Annotated in this window: 14 protein-coding genes and 2 pseudogenes; 8 read left to right on the top strand and 8 right to left on the bottom strand. The window is 68.1% G+C overall.

The window, feature by feature from the left end:
- The first annotated feature begins 141 nt into the window (after positions 1–141).
- On the top strand, positions 142–1,812 hold the full coding sequence (locus tag ACZ4XD_RS10745; protein WP_468040383.1) for a sodium:solute symporter family protein: 1,671 nt from the start codon (positions 142–144) through the stop codon (positions 1,810–1,812).
- A 30-nt stretch (positions 1,813–1,842) separates the two neighbouring features.
- Complete coding sequence (locus tag ACZ4XD_RS10740; protein ID WP_468040380.1) at positions 1,843–2,160, top strand: hypothetical protein; 318 nt, start codon at positions 1,843–1,845, stop codon at positions 2,158–2,160.
- Positions 2,161–2,246: 86 nt separating this feature from the next.
- Here the strand turns inward: ACZ4XD_RS10740 and ACZ4XD_RS10735 are convergent, their stop codons facing one another.
- Entirely contained in the window at positions 2,247–3,020 is a 774-nt protein-coding gene (locus ACZ4XD_RS10735) for a response regulator transcription factor (RefSeq protein WP_468040377.1), read from the bottom strand.
- Positions 3,021–3,504: 484 nt separating this feature from the next.
- On the opposite strand from ACZ4XD_RS10735, the gene ACZ4XD_RS10730 reads away from it, so the two are divergent.
- From ACZ4XD_RS10730 to ACZ4XD_RS10715, 4 genes are all read left to right on the top strand, one after another.
- Positions 3,505–3,936: an SseB family protein gene (locus ACZ4XD_RS10730; RefSeq protein WP_468040375.1), complete on the top strand. Its 432-nt coding sequence runs from the start codon at positions 3,505–3,507 to the stop codon at positions 3,934–3,936.
- The gene (locus ACZ4XD_RS10725) at positions 3,933–4,550 is read left to right on the top strand and encodes a hypothetical protein (protein WP_468040372.1); all 618 of its coding nucleotides are present in this window, start codon (positions 3,933–3,935) and stop codon (positions 4,548–4,550) included. The genes ACZ4XD_RS10730 and ACZ4XD_RS10725 overlap by 4 nt, the downstream gene beginning before the upstream one ends.
- Before the next feature lie 66 nt (positions 4,551–4,616).
- A complete protein-coding gene (locus ACZ4XD_RS10720; protein ID WP_468040367.1) occupies positions 4,617–9,476 on the top strand; it encodes a putative T7SS-secreted protein in 4,860 nt (1,619 codons plus the stop codon).
- Positions 9,477–10,485: 1,009 nt separating this feature from the next.
- On the top strand, positions 10,486–11,076 hold the full coding sequence (locus ACZ4XD_RS10715; protein WP_468040363.1) for a hypothetical protein: 591 nt from the start codon (positions 10,486–10,488) through the stop codon (positions 11,074–11,076).
- 120 nt (positions 11,077–11,196) lie between these two features.
- On the opposite strand, the gene ACZ4XD_RS10710 is transcribed toward ACZ4XD_RS10715, so the two are convergent.
- Complete coding sequence (locus ACZ4XD_RS10710; RefSeq protein ID WP_468040359.1) at positions 11,197–12,996, bottom strand: ABC-F family ATP-binding cassette domain-containing protein; 1,800 nt, start codon at positions 12,994–12,996, stop codon at positions 11,197–11,199.
- A gap of 263 nt (positions 12,997–13,259) precedes the next feature.
- Between ACZ4XD_RS10710 and ACZ4XD_RS10705 the strand changes: the two genes are divergently transcribed.
- Positions 13,260–13,592, top strand: coding sequence for a hypothetical protein (locus ACZ4XD_RS10705; RefSeq protein WP_468040356.1), 333 nt, complete (start codon positions 13,260–13,262; stop codon positions 13,590–13,592).
- 31 nt (positions 13,593–13,623) lie between these two features.
- A complete protein-coding gene (locus tag ACZ4XD_RS10700; protein ID WP_468040354.1) occupies positions 13,624–14,451 on the top strand; it encodes an alpha/beta hydrolase in 828 nt (275 codons plus the stop codon).
- Between the two features lie 211 nt (positions 14,452–14,662).
- Here the strand turns inward: ACZ4XD_RS10700 and ACZ4XD_RS10695 are convergent, their stop codons facing one another.
- The 6 genes and pseudogenes from ACZ4XD_RS10695 to ACZ4XD_RS10670 form a co-directional block, all read right to left on the bottom strand.
- Positions 14,663–15,280: a LysE family translocator gene (locus ACZ4XD_RS10695; protein ID WP_107070720.1), complete on the bottom strand. Its 618-nt coding sequence runs from the start codon at positions 15,278–15,280 to the stop codon at positions 14,663–14,665.
- A complete protein-coding gene (locus ACZ4XD_RS10690; protein ID WP_468040351.1) occupies positions 15,274–16,044 on the bottom strand; it encodes a thioesterase II family protein in 771 nt (256 codons plus the stop codon). Before ACZ4XD_RS10690 ends, ACZ4XD_RS10695 begins: the two co-directional genes overlap by 7 nt.
- Before the next feature lie 7 nt (positions 16,045–16,051).
- Positions 16,052–16,339 (bottom strand): acyl carrier protein, encoded by a 288-nt coding sequence (locus tag ACZ4XD_RS10685; protein WP_468040348.1) that lies wholly within the window; start codon positions 16,337–16,339, stop codon positions 16,052–16,054.
- Positions 16,339–17,355, bottom strand: a complete 1,017-nt coding sequence (locus tag ACZ4XD_RS10680; protein WP_468040438.1) for a class I SAM-dependent methyltransferase — start codon at positions 17,353–17,355, stop codon at positions 16,339–16,341. Before ACZ4XD_RS10680 ends, ACZ4XD_RS10685 begins: the two co-directional genes overlap by 1 nt.
- A 696-nt stretch (positions 17,356–18,051) precedes the next feature.
- Positions 18,052–19,272 (bottom strand): annotated as a pseudogene (locus tag ACZ4XD_RS10675) (amino acid adenylation domain-containing protein); the annotation flags it as partial.
- Positions 19,273–19,380: 108 nt separating this feature from the next.
- Positions 19,381–20,748 (bottom strand): annotated as a pseudogene (locus ACZ4XD_RS10670) (condensation domain-containing protein); the annotation flags it as partial.
- Positions 20,749–21,726 lie beyond the last annotated feature (978 nt).

Genomic DNA, 21,726 nt, shown 5'->3' with positions numbered 1-21,726 from the left:
CGGATCCACCGCAGACATTCGCGACATATCGACAAGCTCAATCACGAATCAACAACTCAACCAAACAAAAGTATTCAGTTTCTGAAGGCCCGGGCGTAGCTTTCTGTGGATTCCGATCGCGCAGAGAAGCGAGTTCCCACCATGATCACCTTGGCCGAGGGGCTACGGCTCCCCACCAACGGGCTCGATTACACGATCCTGGCCCTCTACTTCGTCGTCGTCCTCGGCATCGGATTCGCGGCGAAACGCAGCGTGAAGACGAGCCTGGACTTCTTCCTCTCCGGGCGGTCACTGCCTGCCTGGGTCACCGGTCTCGCGTTCGTCGCCGCCAACCTCGGCGCCACCGAGATCCTCGGTATGGCCGCCAACGGCGCGCAGTACGGGGCCTACACCGTCCACTGGTACTGGATCGGCGCCATCCCGGCGATGGTCTTCCTCGGCCTGGTGATGATGCCGTTCTACTACGGCTCGAAGGTCCGCTCGGTGCCGGAGTTCCTGCTGCACCGCTTCGGCCCCTCCTCGCACCTGCTCTCCTCGGTCATCTTCGCCGTCTCCTCCGTACTGATCGCGGGCGTGAACCTGTACGCCATGGCGATCGTGCTCCAGGCGCTGCTCGGCTGGCCGCAGTGGGTCGCGATCGTCGTCGCCGGCTTCTTCGTCCTCGCGTACATCACCATCGGCGGCCTGTCCTCGGCGATCTACAACGAGGTACTCCAGTTCTTCGTCATCCTGGCCGCGCTGATCCCGCTGACCGTCGTCGGCCTCAAGCGCGTCGGCGGCTGGGACGGCCTGACCGACTCGCTCTCCTCTTCACACGGGGACGCCTTCCTCACCGCCTGGAAGGGCACCGGCATCGGCGAGGCCAACCCGCTCGGCGCGAACTGGCTGACCATCGTGCTCGGCCTCGGCTTCGTGATGAGCTTCGGCTACTGGACCACCAACTTCGCCGAGGTGCAGCGCGCGCTGTCCGCGAAGAACCTCTCCGCCGCCAAGCGGACCCCGCTGATCGCCGCCTTCCCCAAGATCTTCATCCCGCTGGTGGTGGTCGTCCCCGGCCTGATCGCGCTGGTCATGGAGCCGACGCTGGGCAAGTCCAAGGACGGGCTCCAGTACAACGACGCGATCCCGGTGCTGATGCGGGACCTGCTCCCCAACGGCGTCCTGGGCATCGCCGTCACCGGCCTGCTCGCCGCCTTCATGGCCGGCATGGCCGCCAACGTCTCGTCCTTCAACACGGTCTTCACCAACGACATATGGGCGGCGTACCTGAAGAAGGGCCGCGATGACGCGCACTACCTGAAGACGGGCCGGGTGGTCACCGCGGTCGGCGTGCTGATCGGCATGGGCACCGCCTTCATCGCCTCATCCTTCAGCAACATCATGAACTACCTCCAAACCCTCTTCTCCTTCTTCAACGTGCCGCTGTTCGTCGTCTTCATCATCGGCATGTTCTGGAAGCGGACCAGCGCCGCGGCCGGCTTCTGGGGCCTGCTCTCCGGCACCGCGGCCGCGATGGTCAACTACTTCTGGCTCTACAAGCAGGGCATCATCGCGATCCCCTCCGACCAGGGCGCCAACTTCGTGTCCTCCATCGTCGCCTTCGTCGTCGGCGCGCTCGTGATGTTCGTGGTCACCCTGTTCACGCAGCCCAAGTCCGCCGAGTCGCTGGCCGGACTGGTCTACGGCACGAGGTCCCCCGGCATGGCGGAGCTGCCGGCCGAGGGCGACGACGCCTGGTACCGCAGGCCCGCCCTGCTGGGCTGGGGCGCCGTCGTCCTCGCCGCCCTCTGCTACCTCCCGTTCTCCCTCTGACCTGCCTGAACCAGCGGAGTTGACACACCCATGAGTGACTACCAGCACGAGGTCGAAGAACTGGAGCGCGAATCGGCGACCGCCGCGCGGCTCTTCGACGTACGGCGCATCATCGGCGGCCTGTTCACCGTCTACGGCGTGATCGTCACCATCGCCGGACTGATGGCCACCGACGCGGACCTGAAGAAGGCCCAGGACATCAACATCAACCTCTGGACGGGCCTGGGCATGCTCGCCCTCGGCCTGTTCTTCCTCATCTGGCAAACGCTGCGGCCGGCGGTTCCGCCGACGGCGGGGGAGCTGGGGGAGGAGGGGGGCGGCGGTCCTGAGGCGGGGGTTGAGGGCTGAGGGCTGTTGCCGGGGAGTGGGCCGAGAGGGGCGCGGAGGGCCGGGGCCGTTAGGCGGGCGGCGGCCCCTCGCGGGGCTGAGGGCCGCTACCCCGGCGGCGGCACCGGGGCGTCCGGCCCCACCGAAGCGTCCGGCCCCACCGGTGCGTCCGATCCCCCCGGTCCGCCCGGTCCCACCGCCGTGGCGCGCGCGGTCTGCCCACCCGCCCGGTCCAGCAGCCCCGTACGCGCCGCCAGCGCGGCGGCCTCCAGCCGGGAGCCCACCTCCAGCTTCATCAACACCCGCTGGACATGCGTCCGCGCCGTACTGGGCGCGATATCCATCCCCGCCGCGATCAGCCGGGTGTCCTCCCCGTCCGCGACCCGCATCAGCACCTCGACCTCCCGCGGGGTGAGCAGCTCCAGCAGCCGCGCCCCCTCGTCGTCCGGCTGCGCCGCGGGGTGCAGCAACTCCTCGAAGGCCTGCTGCAACAACTGCGGCGACACCGCCGACTCCCCCGCCCGCGCCTTCATCATGGCGCGCTCCACGCCCTCGATCCGCTCGTCATTACGGACATAACCCGACGCCCCGGCGGCAAAAGCAGCAGCGATCCCCCGCGGGCTGGGCACCGGCCCCAGCACCACCACCGCGACCTGCGGCCGCTCCTTCTTGATCCGTACGACCGGATCGAAGGCCCCCGGCCGGGCCGGCGCGGCGGTCCCCAGCAAGCACACCTCGGGCGCCCGGCTCACCACCAGGTCCGCGGCCCCCGCACTCGGCGCGGCCGCCGCCAGCACCCGGTGCCCGCGCAGTTTCAGCGCCGAGGCGAGCGCCTCCGCGAGCAGACGATGATCGTCGACCACCATGAGCCGCACGCCCATCGAGCAACCTCCCCCGCTCCGGCGGGCCCCGGCGCAGCCCCCGGCCGGGCCGCTTGTCCCCGGGAAGCTACACGCTCGGCTGCAAGAGCGCGCCCCCTACCCGGAAGAAGCCCCCCGGAATGCTGGAATCCCGGCCATTCGGGGCCGATTGGCGCGCTTTCGGTGGGGGTGGGGGCGGGGCTCTCACGGGCCGGACTCTGCCGACGCACGGGGCGGAGAGGGCGCAACGGCGTAACCCGGCTGCTCTCGCGCGGAGTTGAGACCGCCCTCCCTGAGGCGCCACCCATGGCAAGCAGCCTCGGTCACCACACCGGGCGCGCCACCGCCATTTCCGCTCTTCGAACTCCACCCCACTCCAAACTAATTGAATACAAAAGAAACCAGTGGCCGGTTTCCCGGCGGAGCGTCATCGCCTGCATTGTCAGTGCCGTATGCGAAAGTTGGTTCGACAGTTGAGCTGAAGCCGGGGAGGGAGCCAGCCGTCATGTCATTGGCCGACGAAGTAGCGGCAGCACACGCAGGAGATCCAAATCCGGCCGCACTGGTGGGTGAGTTCCGCCGGACGCCGGTCCTGGTACCGCTTATCAACGACTCCCTCATGTCGGCAGAGTTGTCCGGTATCCGCTGGTTGTATGCCTTCTCCGACGAGCAGGAACTGGCTCGCTTCGCGGCGTCCCGTGGCGCCGCTCCCGACACCGAGCTGCCCTACGCCCGCGCCGTCGGCGCACGTCTCCTGGACGTCGTCATCCCCGCCATCGAGGGGCCGGCGGGCGTGGTGCTCGACGCGGGAAGCGAGCAGGGGATGGTGTTTCCGCCGGTCAGCGGCATCGTGCCGGACTCCGCGGCGATCGACCTCGCCGAGCCGGGCCCCACCGCAAGCGGGCCCGGAGCACCCGTGTCCGGGGGTGCGGCATGACATCCGCCGAGGGCTACGAGCTCGACCCGAATGCCATGAAGCAGGTCACCAAGGGCATCCATGACGCCATTGCGGAGCTGAAGGAACTGGGCTTTGACATCAACGCCCAACTCGGCCAGGGATTCGACAAGCTGGCTCTTTCCGGCATGGAGAGCGGGCACGCCGGCGTGAGTTCCGTCTTGGATTCGTTCTGTGAACGCTGGGGCTGGGGCGTTCGCCTGCTCATCCATGAGGCCAACGAATTCGCGCGCCGGCTTGATTTGTCGGCCGGTCTCTATCACGAGCAGGAGCAGTACGTTTCGACGACTTTGAAGGTCGGGGCGAATGCGCTGCTGATGGGGGACCCCACCATGACGGAGGAACGGCTGAAGGACCGGACGTGGAAGCAGGTCCGCGACGACAACGCATTCACCCAGTTCGACGACGCGGACTGGGACCCCAACTCGACCAATTCCCGCAAGGCCTTTCGGGAAATTGACCAGGCCGCGCAGCAGACCGGCGAGGACTTCTCGACGTCCAAGTGGGCGGGCGACATAGACCACAACTGGGCCCTGCGTCCACTGAAGATGACCCGCGACGCCCCGTCGCAGGCCAACGACCACGACGGGTCCTGAGACACCGTTGCACAGCCACCACTGCACATCCATTGCTGCACAGCACGACTCGGGGGTTAATTACTGATGGGCGTCGGCGACTTCATCAATTCCGCAGCCGACAAGGTCGGCAACGCCGTCGACGGCGTGAAGGAGGCGGCCGGTGAGGTCGTCGACTCCGCCACGGACATGACCGCCGACGCACTCGACTACGTCGGTGCGGACGGCGCGGCCAAAGCCGTCCGCTCGGCCGGTGACGACGTCGCCGATGCGCTGGGCGCGCAGGTCGACGAGCGGCAGCTGGGCGAGAGCGACGACCCCAAGGAGCTGATCCACGGGGACGTCGCGAAGATCAACGAATCCGCCGCCCATCTGAAGGACTTCTACGCCGCCTTCGAACGCGTCGGCCAGGGAATCCGCAAACTGGACGCCGGATCGTGGAAGGGAAAGGCCGCCGACAGATTCCACGAGAAATTCGACGTACACCCCAAGCAGTGGATGCGCACCGCGGACGCCTGTGAGGCGGCGTGGAAGGCCCTCGACTCCTACGCGGATACGGTCTCCTGGGCGCAGAAGAAGGCCCAGTCGGCCATCGACGCATGGCACGCGGCCGAGAAGAAGACCATGAAGGCGTTCAAGGCGTACAGCCACACGGTCGACACGTACAACGCCAAGGCAGACGCGTACAACGCCGCACTGGACAAGGGCTCCGACCCGGGGCCCAAGCCCGACAAGCCCGGTGACTTCCACGACCCCGCTGAGCAGGATCGCGAGGCGGCGCGGGACATGCTGAAGAACGCCCGCAGCCAGCGCAACGAGGCCGCGGAGAAGGCGCAACACGCCCTCAAGGACGCCTTGGAACACGCCCCGCAGGCACCGAAGTTCACCGCAGAGGCGACGCTCGATGTCACGGACGGCATCGCGGCCGGCGGCATGAACCTGATGCACGTCGTCGGCGGTGTGGGAAAGGCCCTTGTCGAAACGGTCAATCTGGGCCGCATGGTGAACCCGCTGGAACCGTACAACCTCGCCCACCCCCATCAGTACATGGCCAACGTCTCCAAGATCACCCTCGGCCTGGCCAGTACCGCCGCCCACCCCGGGCGCCTGGCCAAGGGGATGCTCGGCGAGGGCTGGGGCAGCGACCCCGGGGATGCGCTTGGGGGCGTCATCGGCAACCTCATCGGCGCCAAGGGCGTCGGTGCCGTCGGCAAGGGCGTGATGAAGGCGGGGGCGAAGGACGCGGCGAAGGGGGCCGCACGGACGGCCGCCAAGGAGGGCGGCAAGCGCACCGTCATGGACCGTTTCCGTAAGCTCTGGTCCAGGGAATGCGAAAGCGACCCCATCGACATGGCCACCGGCCGTATGGTCCTTCCGCAGACCGATATCACCCTCCCCGGGAGCCTCCCCCTCTCCTTCACCCGCACCTTCGAGTCGTCCTACCGACAAGGCCGCTGGTTCGGCCCGACGTGGATGAGCACCGTCGACCAGCGTCTGGAGATCGACGCCGAGGGCGTCATCCTCATCGGCGACGAGGGCGATTTCCGCCTCTACCCGCACCCAGCCGTCGGCGTCCCCACCCTCCCGGTCGAGGGCGACGGCCACCCCCTGGAGCGCACACCGGACGGCGACTACCTCCTCACCGACCCGGTCACCGGCACCCGCCGCTACTTCACCACCTACACCGAAGACCTCGCCGTCCTCGACGAGATATCCGACCGCCGCGGCAATCACCACACCTTCGACTACACCGAAGACGGCACCCCCACCGCCATCACGCACAGCGCGGGCTACCGCCTCCTGCTCACCACCGAAGAGGGCCGCATCACCGCCCTCCACCTGGCAGGCGCGGCCCCCGACGGCTCCGACCAACTGCTGAGGACGTACGGCTACGACGCCGCCGGCAACCTCATCACCACCACCAACTCCTCCGGCCTCCCGCTCCGCTTCACCTACGACGACCACGGCCGGATCACGTCGTGGACGGACACCAACAACAGCAGCTACACCTACGCCTACGACGACGAAGACCGCTGCACCTCACAGGGTGGCATCGCGGGCCACCTCCGCGCCCAGTACACCTGGGGCGACCCGGATCCCGTCACGGGCCTGCGCACCAACCTTTTCCACAACTCCCAAGGCCAGCTCACCCGCTACGAGGTCAACGAACGCCACCAGATCGTCGCGGAGACCGACCCCACCGGCGCCACCACCCGCACCGTCCGCGACGCCAAACACCGCGTCCTGTCGACCACCGACCCGCTGGGCCGCACCACCCACATCGACTACGACGACGAGGGCCGCCCGGCGAGCGTCGTCCTCCCCGACGGCAGCCGTTCGACCACCACCTACAACGACCTCGGCCTGCCCCTGACCACCACCGGTCCGGACGGCACCACCTGGACCCACACCTACGACGCGGCCGGCAACCGGACCTCCACCACCGACCCCACGGGCGCCAGCACCACCTACACCCATGACGAGCGCGGCCATATCGCCGCCGTCACCGACGCCTTGGGCAACACCACCCGCCTCTACTGCAACAAGGCCGGTCTGCCCCTCACCGTCACCGATCCACTCGGCGCCACCACGCACTACCGCCTCGACGCCTTCGGCCGCACCACATCCGTCACCGACCCGCTCGGCGAAACCACCCACATGCTGTGGACCGACGAAGGCATGCTGGCAGCCCGCATCGACGCCACCGGCGCTACCGAGGAGTGGACCTACGACGGCGAGGGCAACCGCCTCACCCACACCGACGCCATCGGCCAGACCACCCGCTACGAATACAGCCACTTCGACCTTCTGGTGGCCCGCACCGACCCCGACGGCGTCCGCCACGAGTTCACCCACGACACCGAACTCCGCCTCACCCAGGTCACCAATCCCCAGGGCCTGACCTGGAACTACGCCTACGACGGCGCCGGCCGCCTGATATCGGAGACCGACTTCGACGACCGGGTCCTGGCCTACACCCACGACGCCGCCGGCCAACTGGCCACCCGCACCAACGCTCTCGGCGAGGTCACCGCTTACACCCGCGCCCCCCTCGGCCGCATCACAGAGAAGAACGCCGCGGGCCTGGTCACCACCTACGAGCACGACTCGGGCGGAAGCCTTCGACAGGCAGCCAACTCCGACGCCACCGTCACCTACACCCGCGACATCCTCGGCCGCGTCACCGCCGAAACCGTCAACGGCCGCACCATGACGTTCACCTACGACGCCCTGGGCCGCCGCACCTCCCGCACCACCCCCACCGGCCACACCACGACCTACACCTACGACGCGGCGGGCAACCGCACCGCCATGGACATCGCCGGCCACGTCCTCACCTTCGACCACGACGCCGCCGGCCAGGAACTCACCCGCACCATCGGCGACCACCTGCAACTCGCCCACACCTGGGACCCCACCGGCCGCCTCACCAGCCAGTCACTCACCACAGCGGCGACCGGCACCCTCCAGTCCCCCACCGGCACGGACCGCACACAGAACCCTGCCGCCGCCGAAGCACAACGAGTCCTCCACCGCGGCTACACCTACCGCCCCGACGGCCACCTCACCGCGATCGACGACTCCCACACCGGCCGCCGGACCTTCGACCTCGACCGCGCCGGCCGCGTCACCGTCGTCCACGCCACCGACTGGACCGAGACCTACGCCTACGACGAAGCCGGCAACCAAACCCACGCCGACTGGCCGGACCGGCACGCGAGCACCTCGGCCCGAGGCGAGCGCACTTACACGGGCACCAACATCACCCGCGCGGGCCGCATCCGCTACGAACACGACGGGCTCGGGCGAGTAACCCTCCGCCAAAAGACCCGCCTCTCCCACAAGCCAGACACCTGGCAATACACCTGGAACACGGAAGGCCGACTCACCTCAGTCGGTACCCCGGACGGCGCCACCTGGCGCTACCTCTACGACCCCTTTGGTCGGCGAATATCCAAACAACGCCTGGCTGATGACACCTCGGTGGTGGAGCAAATCGACTTCTCCTGGGACGGCCCCACTCTCACCGAACAAACTTCCCACATTCCTCGTACTCCACAGTCGATCACCCTGACATGGGAGTATGAGGGCGCCACTCCGCTGTGCCAAATCGAACGCAAAACATTCGACCCAGGCATCACTGACACGCCGCAACAGGTGATAGACCAGCGATTCTTCGCCATGGTCACCGACCTCGTGGGCACACCTGTGGAAATGGTGTCGGAAGATGGCGACGTCGCTTGGAGCCGGATTTCCACTCTCTGGGGTAGCACTACGTGGCCCACGTCATCAACAGCCCACACACCTTTACGCTTTCCCGGGCAATATTTCGATCCGGAAATTCGGCTCCACTACAACCATTACCGGTATTACGATCCTGAAGCTGCACGATATCTCACTGCCGACCCACTCGGGCTGGAACCTGCAGACAATCCAGTCGCATACGTAGCTAATCCAAATTCATGGATGGACCCCGATGGGCTGGCAGGGTGCAAGCCATCGCTCACCAGCCGCCTTAAATCCTTTTTCGGCGGGCGGGGCAGCGTGGAAGTAACACCCAGCCCTCCCCAGGCCCCTCGCATGTTGGGGCCAGCCTCTCCGAGCCCCGACAGGGTTGCGGACTTGTATGGGCCATACCATAGGCTCTTCTCAGAGAAGACCCAAACCCGCGCAGTGACTCAGCAAGTCCTGGATTCGGGCGAGCTGTGGGGGCGGGAGGCTAGATGGGGTGGAGATCCTATGGTGCAAGCACACCGAGGCCCCATACCAAGCACCGCCGCTCCCGGAAGTTTCGAATTCTATACCTCTGTGGAGCCTAAGCCCATCAAAAACACCCCTCCCGGTTATGTCGCCTGGGAACTCGGCCAGCAGTCAGGAGTGGGCAGCATAATGCACAATGGCGACGAGTTTGCCCGGATACCAGTTTACGTAACGGAGGTAAGGTGACATGCGAAGAATCGCCACAGCGGACTTCACTGGATCCCCCCAGAAGTACATTGCTCAACTAGACTTGACTACAGGGGAAATCGAGTCCCGCTGGGGCTCGGGCGATATAACCTGGGATGACCTTGGCGCATGGATCACCTTTGCCTTCGAATTGAACAATGGCGCGCTCGTCGCCCTAGTAAGAGAGAAGGAGAATGCGCCAGCGCCTGGATATATCCTCACAGCGATTGGAAGCACTCCCCCCAATGAAGTCCTCGTGAAATTCATGGGAGAATTCGGCATTCCCCATAGCCGTGTGACACATGAAGGAATCCCGTAACCAGCCTCCATCCACACTCCGCTTCGCTTTCCAGGTCGGCACTTCAACTCGAAAACGCAGCTTCACAACAATTTGTCTCCGGCCTTGCCGTCCCCGGGCGGGACGGCATTTTTCATCGGCCCCCTTGGGGAAGCCACGCCCACGAAGCCAGGGCAGCCATACTCTTCCCTGGCCTAAAGGCTGCCCCGCAACTCGGAGGATGGAATGGCATCCTGGATCATTCTGGTTCAGAGGAAACAGTAGCTCGACGTCCTTCTCCATACCCGCGCTCAGGATGACCGCCAGTCGTCGGACGTCATCGACGTGCTGTTGGGGGAGCGGCACATCGGGATGAGATTAGCGTGATCAAGAAGTCCCAGACCTCGGTCCTCGTTTCGGAAAAGAAGGAAGTAAGTGACTACTCCACAACAGCCACCAGGTGGTTTCGGGCAGACGCCGGGTTACGGGGCGCCGCAAGGGATGCCGCAGCCCGCCCCGCCGCCAACCGGATATCCGGCGGGGCCCGTCCCCGGCGGACCAGCCCCGTACAGACAACAGCCCCACCCCACCGGTCCGGCGCCCTACGGGCAGCCCGGGCCCTACGGAATGCCGCAGCAGGCGCCCCCGTTCGGGTACGGCGGCGGGCCGGGGATGCCGCCTACCATGCCGCCGAAGCGGAATGCCGGGAAGACGTGGGGCATTCTCGGGGCTGTGGCCGGTGTACTGGTGATCGGGACGCTCGCGTCGGCCGGGCTGTTCCGTGGTGGAGGGAGTCCGTCGGGCGGGTCCGGCGGTGGGCCGAAGTATCGGATCACGGTGCCGCAGGCGCTGGCGGGTGGGGAGTACAAGCTCGCCAAGGACATATCCCAGCAGGCCCGGAGTGCGGTGCCGTCTGACGGGGCCAACGAGCACAACATCAAGGCCGCGGGTGGGCAATACTCGTCCGGAACCAAGTCGCTGGTGATGCTGGGGCTCTACGGCGTCATTGATGATCCCGAGACGACCGTCGACCACACCATCCGCGGCATGACGCGTGACGGTAAGACGGAAGTTGCCGTGACGGAAAAGGAGTTCACGCCCAGTGGGGGTGGGGATGCGCTCACCTGCGGTGTGGATGAGCGGACGGAGATGGGGCAGAAGGTCACGCTGACGTTCTGTGTGTGGGCGGATTCAAGTACGAGCGGGAATGTCGCGGAAACCGACGCCTCGGAGCTGTCGAAGGATCCGTACTCCATCGACCTCCAGAAATTCGCCGACAAGGCGGACAAGATTCGCAGCGAGGTCAGGAAACCGCTGGGATGACTCTTCGTCGCCGCACGCAGAGCGGTTCTTGAAGGCCGCCGCCGTCGTGTGGTCACCGCAGGGCATCGACACGGTGACCACACGACGATCGGCGTTGCCCCACGAGGCACGCCTCCGCCCCTACGCCTCCTCAGCCAACTCCAGCCACCGCATCTCCAGCTCCTCCTTCTCCGTGCTCAGTTCGCGGAGTTGGGCGTCGAGGCCGGCGACCTTTTCGAAGTCGGTGGCGTTTTCGGCGATTTGGGTGTGGAGGGTGGCCTCCTTGGTGCCGATTTTGTCCAGTTGGCGTTCGATCTTCTGGAGTTCCTTCTGGGCGGCGCGGTTGACCGCGGCGGCCTTTTTGGGGGCCGTGGCCTGGGGGGCGGGTGTCGGCGTCGCGGCGTCGATGACCTGTTGGCGGCGTTCCAGGTACTCGTCGAGGCCGCGCGGGAGCATGCGGAGGGTGGCGTCGCCGAGGAGGGCGTGGACGCGGTCGGTGGTGCGCTCGATGAAGTAGCGGTCGTGGCTGATGACGATGAGGGAGCCGGGCCAGCCGTCGAGGAGGTCTTCCAGCTGGGTCAGGGTCTCGATGTCGAGGTCGTTGGTGGGCTCGTCGAGGAAGAGGACGTTGGGCTCGTCCATCAGGAGGCGCAGGATCTGGAGGCGGCGGCGTTCACCGCCGGAGAGGTCGCCGACCGGGGTCCACTGCTTCTCCTTGGTGAAGCCGAACTTCTCGCAGAGCTGGCCGGCGGTCATCTCCCGGCCCTTGCCCAGGTCGACCCGTTCGCGCACCTGCTGTACGGCCTCCAGCACCCGCAGCGTCGGGGGGAGTTCGCCGACCTCCTGGGAGAGGTAGGCCAGTTTGACGGTCCTGCCGACGACGATCTTGCCGCCGGCCGGCTGTGCCTCCCCCTGTGTACGGGCTGCCTCGGCCAGCGCGCGCAGCAGCGAGGTCTTGCCGGCGCCGTTGACGCCCACCAGGCCGATCCGGTCGCCGGGGCCCAGCTGCCAGGTCAGATGCTTGAGGAGGACCTTCGGCCCGGCCTGGACGCTGACGTCCTCCAGCTCGAAGACGGTCTTGCCGAGCCGCGAGCTGGCGAACTTCATCAGCTCGGCGTTGTCGCGGGGCGGCGGGACGTCGGCGATCAGCTCGTTGGCGGCCTCGATGCGGAAGCGGGGCTTGCTCGTACGGGCCGGGGCGCCGCGCCGCAGCCACGCCAGCTCCTTGCGCATCAGGTTCTGCCGCTTGGCCTCTTCGGTGGCGGCGATCCGCTCCCGTTCGGCCCGCGCGAAGACGTAGTCGCTGTAGCCGCCCTCGTACTCGTGGACGTCACCGCGCTGGACGTCCCACATCCGCGTACAGACCTGGTCGAGGAACCAGCGGTCGTGGGTGACGACCACGAGGGCGGAGCGGCGGGCGCGGAGGTGGCGGGCCAGCCAGGAGATGCCCTCGACGTCGAGGTGGTTGGTGGGCTCGTCGAGGACGATCAGGTCCTGCTCGGCGATCAGCAGCTTGGCCAGTGCGATACGGCGGCGCTCGCCGCCGGACAGCGGGCCGATGACGGTGTCCAGGCCGTGGGTGAAGCCCGGCAGGTGCAGATCGCCGAAGAGGCCGGTGAGCACGTCGCGGATCTTGGCGTTGCCGGCCCACTCGTGGTCGGCGAGGTCGCCGATGACCTCGTGCCGGATGGTGGCGGCCGGGTCGAGGGAGTCGTGCTGGGTGAGGACGCCGAGGCGCAGGCCGCCGTTGTGGGTGACCCGTCCGTCGTCCGCGGTCTCCAGCTTGGCGAGGATCCGGATCAGGGTGGTCTTGCCGTCGCCGTTGCGTCCGACGACGCCGATCCGGTCCCCCTCGTTGACGCCGAGCGAGACACCGTCGAGCAGGGCACGGGTTCCGTACACCTTGCCGACGGCTTCCAGATTGACGAGGTTGACGGCCATCTCACTCCTGCACTCAGACCTGCACTTCCGACCTGCACGTCAGATCGATCGACCTTCCCAGCCTAGTCGGCGTGGGGAGGAAGGCCGCCGGGAGATAAATACCTGTGGATAAGTGCGGGGAGATGAGTGGCGGGAGATGAGTATCCGTACTGATGGCAGGGCCGGCGGGCGCTCCTAGCGTGGGCCGCATGATCAACGACCCGGCTCCGGACGCTCTTCCCGTGGGCGACACGGCTTCGGAAGCTCTTCCCGACACTCTTCCCGTGCGCGACACGGCACCGTCGGTGACGGCTTCCGCCGTGGGCCGGATCTTCGCCGGCCTGCTGGTGCTGGCGTTCGCCGGGGTGACCGGGCTGTTCGCGCCGCTGCTGGTGATGGCGAGCGACAGCTGCTCCGAGGAGGACGCCCGGACGATCTGCTCCGCGAGCACCCAGCAGATCGTCGGCGGCCTGCCGGTCGGCGCCGCCTTCGTGGCCGCCCTCCTGGCGGTGGTGGGCATGGCCAACAGGAGCCCGGCCGGCTGGGGCTGCCTCCTGGCGGCGCCGTTTCTGCTGGTCGTGTCCTGGGTGGTGGCGCTGGGCCTCGCGGGCAGCTGAGACACCCGGCTCCCCGTTGTAACGTGCCGTCATGGCACCGGACATGGGCATGACGGGCAGGACAGTGGAGACGGTAGAGACGGTACGCGGAGTGGTCTACGGCCCGAGCGGGCAGCGACTGGATGTCTACCGTCCGGCAGGGGTGGCCGAGTCCGCTGGGGTGGCCGAGTCCGCTGGGGTGGGGCGGCCGGCCAGGGGCGCCGGGCCAGCCGCGGCGTCCGGCCCGGCGCCCACCGTGCTGCTCTGGCACGGCATCGGCCCCGACGAGCGGGACGTACTGGAACCGCTGGCGCGGACGACGGCGGCCCTCGGTGCGCTGGTGCTCGTACCCGACTGGCGCTCGGACGCCCCGGACGCCGGCCGGTCGCATGTGCTGGAGTCCCTGGCCTTCGCCCGTAAGGAAGCGGGCGGGCTGGGTGCCGACGGGGAGTCGCTCGTCCTGGCCGGGTGGTCGGCCGGGGCCGGGGCCGCGCTCGGGGTCGCACTGCGCCCCGAGGTCGCGGACGGTTGGCGGCCGTCGGCAGTGGTGGCCGTGGCGGGCCGCTACGACCTGCCGGCGCGCAGCACCGGGACCGCCCCGCTGGACGATCTCGCCGCGGGCCACGACCCCGGCGTGCCGGTCCATCTGCTGCACGGCACCCGCGACACCGTCGTGGACGCCCGGTACTCCCGCGACCTCGCCGCGGCACTGCGGACCGCGGGCCGGGCGGTGACCCTCCAGGAGCCGCAGACCGACCACGCGGGCGTCATCATGACCGCGTACGACCCGGCGGCGGACCGCTGCGTCCCGACGACGGCCGAGCACGCGGTGCAGGCGGGGCGGCTGGTGAGCGGGGTGCTGGCGGCGGCCGGGGCGTAACGGGAAGCGGCGAGCTCGACGCCTTGATCGAGGCGAGGTTTCCTGAACACGCTCGTCTGGGCACGCGACCACCGCGGACGCTGACGGCCCCGGACCGCGGCCGGGAAACGGCGGAGGGGCCTCCCGGAGCTGAACTCCGGGAGACCCCTCCTGTGCCCGGCGTGACCACCACTGCGGCGTCACCGCACGCCGGGCACCCTGCCCTGCCGGTTCACGGCGACTGGAAGGCGAGCCGCGCCGCGAAGCCGATGAGCAGGATTCCCGTCACCTGCTCGATCCGGGCTCTCACCCGCGGACGCCGCAGCACCTTGCCGAACTGGTCGACCGTGATCACGTACAGGCTGAACCACAGCAGGTAGATCACCGCGAACGCCAACGACAACAACAGCGCTCTGGGGAACACGTTGTGGCCGGCAGGCAGGAACTGCGGCAGGAAGGTCACGAAGAACAGGGCGACCTTGGGGTTGAGCGAGTTGGACAGGAAGCCGTGCCGCAGGTATTTCGTGTCCAGCTTCGCGGCCTCCTGGCCACCGTCCTCCGCCTTCTGGGCCATGGTGCGCCGCGCGCTCAGGAACGTCGCGATGCCCATCCACACCAGATACCCGGCGCCCACGACCTTCAGGACGGTGAACGCCGTCGCCGAGGCGACCAGCAGGGTGGAGATGCCCAGCACCGCCGCTGCCACATGAACGCTCAGCCCGAGCGCTCCGCCCACCATCGTGAGCAGCCCGGCCGCCCGGCCGCCGGCGAGGGCGTTGCGGGTGATCAGGGCCTGGTCCGGGCCAGGGATCATGACCAGGACCAGCGACGCGGCGGCGAAGGTCAGCACGGTGCGCTCCTCTCCTTCGTACGGACCGTCCGGAGTGCACCCGCCAGCGAGCGCAGGACGGCGGCGGGCTGCTCCAGCAGATAGAAATGCCCGCCGGGGAACTGCTGCACGGTGACCTCGCCCGTCGTGAGCTCCTGCCACGCCTGGAGCTGTTCGGCGGTGACATGGTCCGCGCGGCCGCCGAGCACCGTGATCGGCAGCGACAGCGGCTCCTCGGCACGCCAGGAGTAGGTCTCCAGGACCTGGTAGTCGGCGCGCAGCGCGACGGCCGCCAGTTCCCGCAGCTCCACAGAGGCCAGCACCTCCTCCGGGATGCCGCCGTGGGTCCGTGACACCGCCTCGATCAGCTCGGCGTCCGGCAGCGTGTGCAGCTCCTGTGAGGTGCGCGGCAAATGCGGCGCCGGATAGCCGGAGACCACGAGCCGCGCGGGCAGCGGACGGTCCGCCCTGCGCAGCGCCCGGGTCGCCTCGTACGCGATGAGCGAACCGAGGCTGTGCCCGAAGAAGGCATAGGGCGCACGGCCGAGCGGCACATTGGCCAGCACGCCCTCGACGAGGGTGTCCATCGAGGTGAACACCGGTTCGCTGAGGCGCGATCCACGGCCCGGCAGCTGTACGGCGTGGAATTCGGCTCCCGGCAGGCCCCGGGCCCACCGGAGGTACTCCGCGGCCGAGCCGCCCCCGTGCGGAAAGCAGTAGAGCTTGGGGGCGGCCGGCCGCGGTGCCCCGCTCACCAGCCAGCGGGGCATCGCGACGGTGTGCATGACCGCGTCACCCCTTCGCCGGGACGGGTCCGGTCAGATACCGGGCCACGCCGTCGGCCGTGAAGTGCTGGAGGACGTCCTTGGGGCGCACCCGGGCGCCCAGGTCCTCACGGAGTCTGGCGCAGATCACCAGGACGGTCGCCGAGTCGGCACCCAGCTGGTCCAGCGGGGCCGTCGGGTCGATCGTCTCAGGGGAGGTGTCGAGGATCTCCGCCAGGAAGTCGCGGAACCAGCGCACGATCCGCTCGTGGGTCAACGGGGGCATCTCGGTCATCACTTCTCCTGCGGCGGTCATCACTTCTCCTCCGGCATCAGCTCGGACGGGCCGAGCAGTTGCTCCAGATACGTATCGAGTGCCTCCACCGTCGTGTGCTGCAGAATCGTTCCGACCGGCACCGTGACATCGAACGCCGACTGCAGGTTGGCCGCCAGGCGCGCCGCGAGCAGCGAGTCGCCGCCCGCTTCCAGGAAGTCGTCGGCCATGTCCACGCTCTTCAGCCCCAAGACCTCCCGCCAGATCTCGACCAGCTTGAACTGCCGGTCGGTACGCGGTGGTTTGGGCGGACGGTTGCGCATCGAACTGCGCGCTCCCGCCTTCGCCAGGGCCTTGCGGTCCACCTTCCCGGTGCTGCTGAGCGGAAGCTCGCTCAGTGCGAGAAGCTGCGCCGGCACCATGTACTTGGCCAGATGCTCGGCGGCGAAGGAGCGCAGCTCCTCCGGGGCGAACCGGCGTCCGGTGTCCGGGCCCTGGGCGACGATCACGTCGAAGCCGACCGAGCCCGGACCGCCGGAGGTGGTGATCACCTCCGTGTCGGCGAACCCGGCGGCCGCCAGCTCCCGCTGCCACTGACCGCGGTCCAGCAGACAGTGCCCGGTACGCAGCTCGGTGTCCTCGAAGTTGTCGAAGCCCTGCTGCAGGCCCATCACCAGGTCGAACCACGGGTGGAAGGTGGTCTGCTCGACCAGCAGGAGCACGCCTCCCGGCGCCATCACGGAGCGCAGACTGTGCAGCGTGCGCCGGATCTGGCGCATGTCGTGCAGCACGCTCGCGGCGATGACCAGGTCGGCGGACTGGTTCTCGAAGCCCTGGGTCTCGGCCGGCTGGTCGAGGTCGAACAGCTCGTACCGCACGAACGGGAAGTCCTCGAAGGCGCACTGTGCCCGGTCGGTGAAGTAGCGGGAGATGTCGGTGAAGACGTACTCGGTGCGGTCGGGCGGCAGCAGCGGCAGCAGATGCTGCGTCAGCGAACCGTAACCGGCGCCGACCTCCAGCACGTTCAGCGGCCGGTCGGCGGGCCAGGCCGCCACCATGTTCCGTACGGCCTCGGTCGCGGTCGCGTAGGTCGGGCCGAAGAGCTTCTCGTAGATGCCCGGGGTCCGGTCGGAGGCGTACAGCTCGGCCGAGTGGATGCTCTGGGTCAGCACGCCGGCCAGATCACCGGCCAGGGAGAGCATCCAGTCGCTGACGTCCTCGGCAATGTCCAGGACGTCCTTGAGCACGGTCCGGGCCCGCTGCGCCAGCTCCGGGGGGACGGCGGTGGGCAGCTCCCGCGCCACCTCGTGTCCGGCCGGGCCCTGCCGCAGGAAGCCGGCCTGCTCCAGGGAACCGACCGCGCGCGCCAGCCAGCGCTCGTAGCGCGGCGCGATACCGGCCCCGCGCAGTGCCGCCGGGTCGAACGGCTCACCGGGAGAGTGCGGCAGCCCGAAGGAGCGGAAGGCGGTCGCGGCCGCGACGGCGTGGACCTCGTTGAGCACGTCCCAGGCGGTCCGCAGCTCCTCGGGGCCCGGCCCGGGGGCAGGCATCCCGGCGGTGCCGCGGAGCGCCTGCCACTGGCCCTGGCTGACCTCCTGGTCCGCGTGCTCGGTCACGAACAGCGAGCTGTCGTCCTCCGACGGCACGACATACCCGAGCAGCCGGGACGCGCCACCGTCGTCGGACGCCTTCACGACCACGGCGCTGTCGACGCCGGGGTGGCGGGCGAGGGTCGTTTCGATCTCGCCCAGCTCGACCCGGTGCCCGTTGATCTTGACCTGGCCGTCCTGGCGCCCCAGGAACTCGATCGTGCCGTCCGGCAGATAGCGGCCGAAGTCGCCGGTCCGGTAGAGCCGTTCCCCGGTGTGCGGGTGCCGGATGAAGCTCGCCGCCGTCCGCTCCTCGTCCGCCCAGTAGCCGCGGGCCAGGCCCACGCCCCCGATGTGCAGCTCACCCGCCGTCCACACCGGGCACGGGTCGAGGTGGGCGTCCAGGACGTGGAAGGTCTGGTTGCGCAGCGGTACCCCGTACGGCACGCTCTTGGCGCCCGGTTCGGTGTCGCCGATCCGGTGGTGAATCGACCAGATCGACGCCTCGGTGGCGCCGCCCAGGCTGATGACCTCGGCATCGGGCCACAACGCGCGGATGCGGTCCGGGAGATCGACCGGGACCCAGTCGCCGCTCAGCATCACCAGCCGCAGCCCCTCCGGTATCTCACCCCCCATTTCGAGGTGCTCGACCAGCATCTGCATCTGAGCCGGTACCGAGTTCCAGACGGTCGTGCCATAGGTGGCCATGACCTTCGCCCAGTGCGCGGGATCCGACCGCAGGTCCTGGTCGGGCAGCACCAGCGTGGCGCCCGCGGCGAAGGTGCCGAACAGGTCGTAGACGGACAGGTCGAAGCTGAGGTCGGCCAGGCCGAAGACGAAGTCCCCGGGGCCGACGCCGAAGCGCTCGTTGATGTCGATGACGGTGTTGAGCGCGGCGTGGTGCTCGATCATCACGCCCTTGGGCGCCCCGGTCGACCCGGAGGTGTAGATGACGTACGCCAGGTCTTCCGGCCGGGCCGGCCCCGACGGGTGCCGTAAGGAGCCGCCGGCCCGGTCCCCGCCCTGATCCTGGTCGGCGAAGACGCGCGGCACGCCCTGCGGCCACTCCAGTCCGCTCTCCAGGGCCTTGTCCGTGATGACCGCCAGGGCCTCGCCGTCCTCCAGGATGCGCGCGCGGCGCTGCACCGGGAGGGTGGCGCTGACGGGGAGGTAGGCGCCGCCGGCCATCATCGCGCCATAGGCGGCGGCGACCTGGGCGGGCCCCTTGTTCAGGGTGATGCCCACCAGCCGGTCCTGCAGACCGGAGTCGCCGGCCTGCTCGGTGAGGCGCCCGGCGATGTCGTGTGCCTGTGCGGCCAGTTCGCCGTAGGTCAGGGTGCCGGCGTCGCTGAGTACGGCGGGGCGCTCCGGGTGGCGGGCGGCCATGTCGAGCAGCGGTTCGTGGAGCAGTCCGGTGGGAGCCCGGCCGGCGGTGTCGTTGGCCTGCTCGCGGCCGGTCAGCTGCCGGGACGGCAGGGTGACCCGCAGCTCCTTTTCCCACAGCGAGTCGTCGGAGGCCAACTGCTCGACCATGCCGCAGTACGTGGCGAACATGTCGTCCAGGAGCCCTGCGGGGAAGAGTTCCTCCACGCAGTCCCACGTCAGGTTGAGCGACCCGGTGATGTCGACCACCTGGTGGTCGAGCCATACCTGCGGGGTCTGGCTGATCCGGTAGGAGATGTCACCGAAGCTGTCCATGGCCTGCGAGACGTCGGCGGCGGTGCCCAGCCCGCTGGTGAACACCACGGGCATCGTCTCGAACCCGTCCTGCAGTCCGAGCCGTCGGCGCTCGCGCAAGGTCTGCAGGGCGCTGACGTGGCGGTGGCGCAGATCGCGCTGGAGCTGAAGCTGGGTGGTGTTGACGCGCTCTTCGAGGGGCCTGCCACCGCTGGCGTCCATCTCCAGCAGACAGATGGAGGTGAAGTCGCCGACCACCCGCCGCAGGTGGGGGTGCAGGCTGCGGTGTCCGGCGTCGTCCTCGGTCAGCAGCAGTGGCAGCCGGTTGAACAACGTGAGGTTGAGGGTGAAGCGCCGGGTCCCGCTCCAGGCCGCCAGCACTTCGGAGAAGACCGTGGCCAGCACCGCGGTCGGGGTCAGGCCGCGGTCCTCGCAGCGTTCCTGGAGGCGCTTCCAGTCCTCTTCGGGAAGATGGAACTCACGGTGCGAGAAGCGGGGTTTGTACACGCTCACCGGGGACTTGGCGAGCGGGAGGTCCGGCGGAGGGGCCAGGGTCTGTGCCCGGCCGGTCCAGTACTCCAGTGCCTTCTGGTGGCGGGGTGCCTGGCTTCCCCGCTCCAGCTCCAGCGCGTAGTCGCGGAAGGTCACATCCACCGGTTCGAGTTGGTGGTCGGGGTCCACGTACAGCGCACTCCACTCACTGAAGAGCAGCGTGATGCTCGCGAGGTCGACCATCAGCAGGTCGAGGCTGATGTGGATGCGGTCGTAATCGGCGAGACGGGTGAGCCGGATGTCGAACAGCGGCCAGTCCGCGGCGGTGTAGACGTGATGTGACATCTCCTCGCGGATGCCGTCGAGGGTGCGCTCCGCTTCGTCCGCGGGCAGCGAGCGCACATCGGTACATCGAATCCGGAAGTCGGGGACCTGTTCCAGGACACGTTGCTGGCCGTCCTCCGCCACGACGGCCCGCAGCATGTCGTGGCGCGCTATGAGCCGGCACCAGGCGCTGGAGAGCCGGTCGAGGTCCAGCCGGCGCCCTTCCAGTTCGAAGTAGGCGTGCGGAGCCACGTTCCCCAGAACGAAGTTGGGGCCCCGGCCAACCCAGTAGGCGTACTGGATCTCGGTCAGCGGAAACTCTTGAAACCTCTCTTCGGGGACGGTCGCGTCCGAAGGGGCGGTATTCATAGATCTCCCTCTTGGTTACACGGTTGCCGACGGCTGTGTATGCGCCTGGAACCGGTTTTGCTGCGGGCAGGCTTGCGGGCAGACTTCGGAACGAAAGGTGAAGTGCAAATCGCCGGATTAATCGCATTCATGACAGCAGTTCGGATATAATTCACCAATCAACATTGGGCCGATATCTTGCCATGGCAAACAGAGCGTACCTGGGAGGGACTGCACCCCGAAGAAGCCGAAAACCTTTGGCTTGATCATTACGCACGGTTGCCGCGCATCCTTGCCGGAACGGATGCCGCACAGGCGCGCTCGCAATACGTGTGAACTGGGCGTACGAGCAGCCCTGGCGCTTCCCGGGGCACACAAAGGGCGACCCGAATGGGACGCGAACCACGGGCAGGGGTGACCGATTCTTTTCGCCGAAACATGGCAAAGCGAACAAGCGGCGGCGCGCCAGCCGGCATCGGACACATCGCAGCAGTAGCGGTAGCAAGAATTCCGGATAGCCTTCCGCCCCAGCTCAAGGCCGGGAGCAGCAGGGCCCCTACGCCAGGGCGGAAGCTCCATCGATAGGCCCGCCAGGGAAGCGTCCCGGTAATGCCGGTATCCCTGCCCAATCACTACCCAATCACTATCCAGTCACTGCCCAATCACTGTCCATACGCACACCACTGGCGCTTGGGCAGTCGCACGACGGTGGCGTCTAAATTATCGCCGCAACTGACTTCCGACTCACACGGCAGCACCGGTTACGTCCTACGCGTCGAGGAGAACAGGGTGAAGCCGGCGACTAAGGATCCATTCACGGGGAAGAGCAACTCGTACAGCCCGGGGAAGGAATACGCGGTAGACGACGTTCCGTGCACCCCCGTGGCATTTCGCGGAAAAGCGGCAACCGGCCGCTGCTCAGCGGTGACCGCAAGCCGGTAGTCGCGTCGTTCCGCCCGTCCTCCGTGCCGGGGCCAAGTGAAGGAGCGGCCCGTAGGA

Source organism: Streptomyces sp. NPDC029466 (genome assembly GCF_055574515.1).
Note: the sequence above shows the minus strand (reverse complement) of the source record. Positions and strands in the feature narration are given on the sequence as shown.

Coding starts and splice junctions, on each gene's coding strand:
- ACZ4XD_RS10685 (WP_468040348.1), bottom strand. CDS start 16,339: ATGACCGCCGCAGGAGAAGTGATGACCGAGATGCCCCCGTTGACCCAC.
- ACZ4XD_RS10725 (WP_468040372.1), top strand. CDS start 3,933: ATGACATCCGCCGAGGGCTACGAGCTCGACCCGAATGCCATGAAGCAG.
- ACZ4XD_RS10690 (WP_468040351.1), bottom strand. CDS start 16,044: ATGCACACCGTCGCGATGCCCCGCTGGCTGGTGAGCGGGGCACCGCGG.
- ACZ4XD_RS10710 (WP_468040359.1), bottom strand. CDS start 12,996: ATGGCCGTCAACCTCGTCAATCTGGAAGCCGTCGGCAAGGTGTACGGA.
- ACZ4XD_RS10700 (WP_468040354.1), top strand. CDS start 13,624: ATGGCACCGGACATGGGCATGACGGGCAGGACAGTGGAGACGGTAGAG.
- ACZ4XD_RS10745 (WP_468040383.1), top strand. CDS start 142: ATGATCACCTTGGCCGAGGGGCTACGGCTCCCCACCAACGGGCTCGAT.
- ACZ4XD_RS10735 (WP_468040377.1), bottom strand. CDS start 3,020: ATGGGCGTGCGGCTCATGGTGGTCGACGATCATCGTCTGCTCGCGGAG.
- ACZ4XD_RS10720 (WP_468040367.1), top strand. CDS start 4,617: ATGGGCGTCGGCGACTTCATCAATTCCGCAGCCGACAAGGTCGGCAAC.
- ACZ4XD_RS10740 (WP_468040380.1), top strand. CDS start 1,843: ATGAGTGACTACCAGCACGAGGTCGAAGAACTGGAGCGCGAATCGGCG.
- ACZ4XD_RS10680 (WP_468040438.1), bottom strand. CDS start 17,355: ATGGTGGCGGCCTGGCCCGCCGACCGGCCGCTGAACGTGCTGGAGGTC.
- ACZ4XD_RS10730 (WP_468040375.1), top strand. CDS start 3,505: ATGTCATTGGCCGACGAAGTAGCGGCAGCACACGCAGGAGATCCAAAT.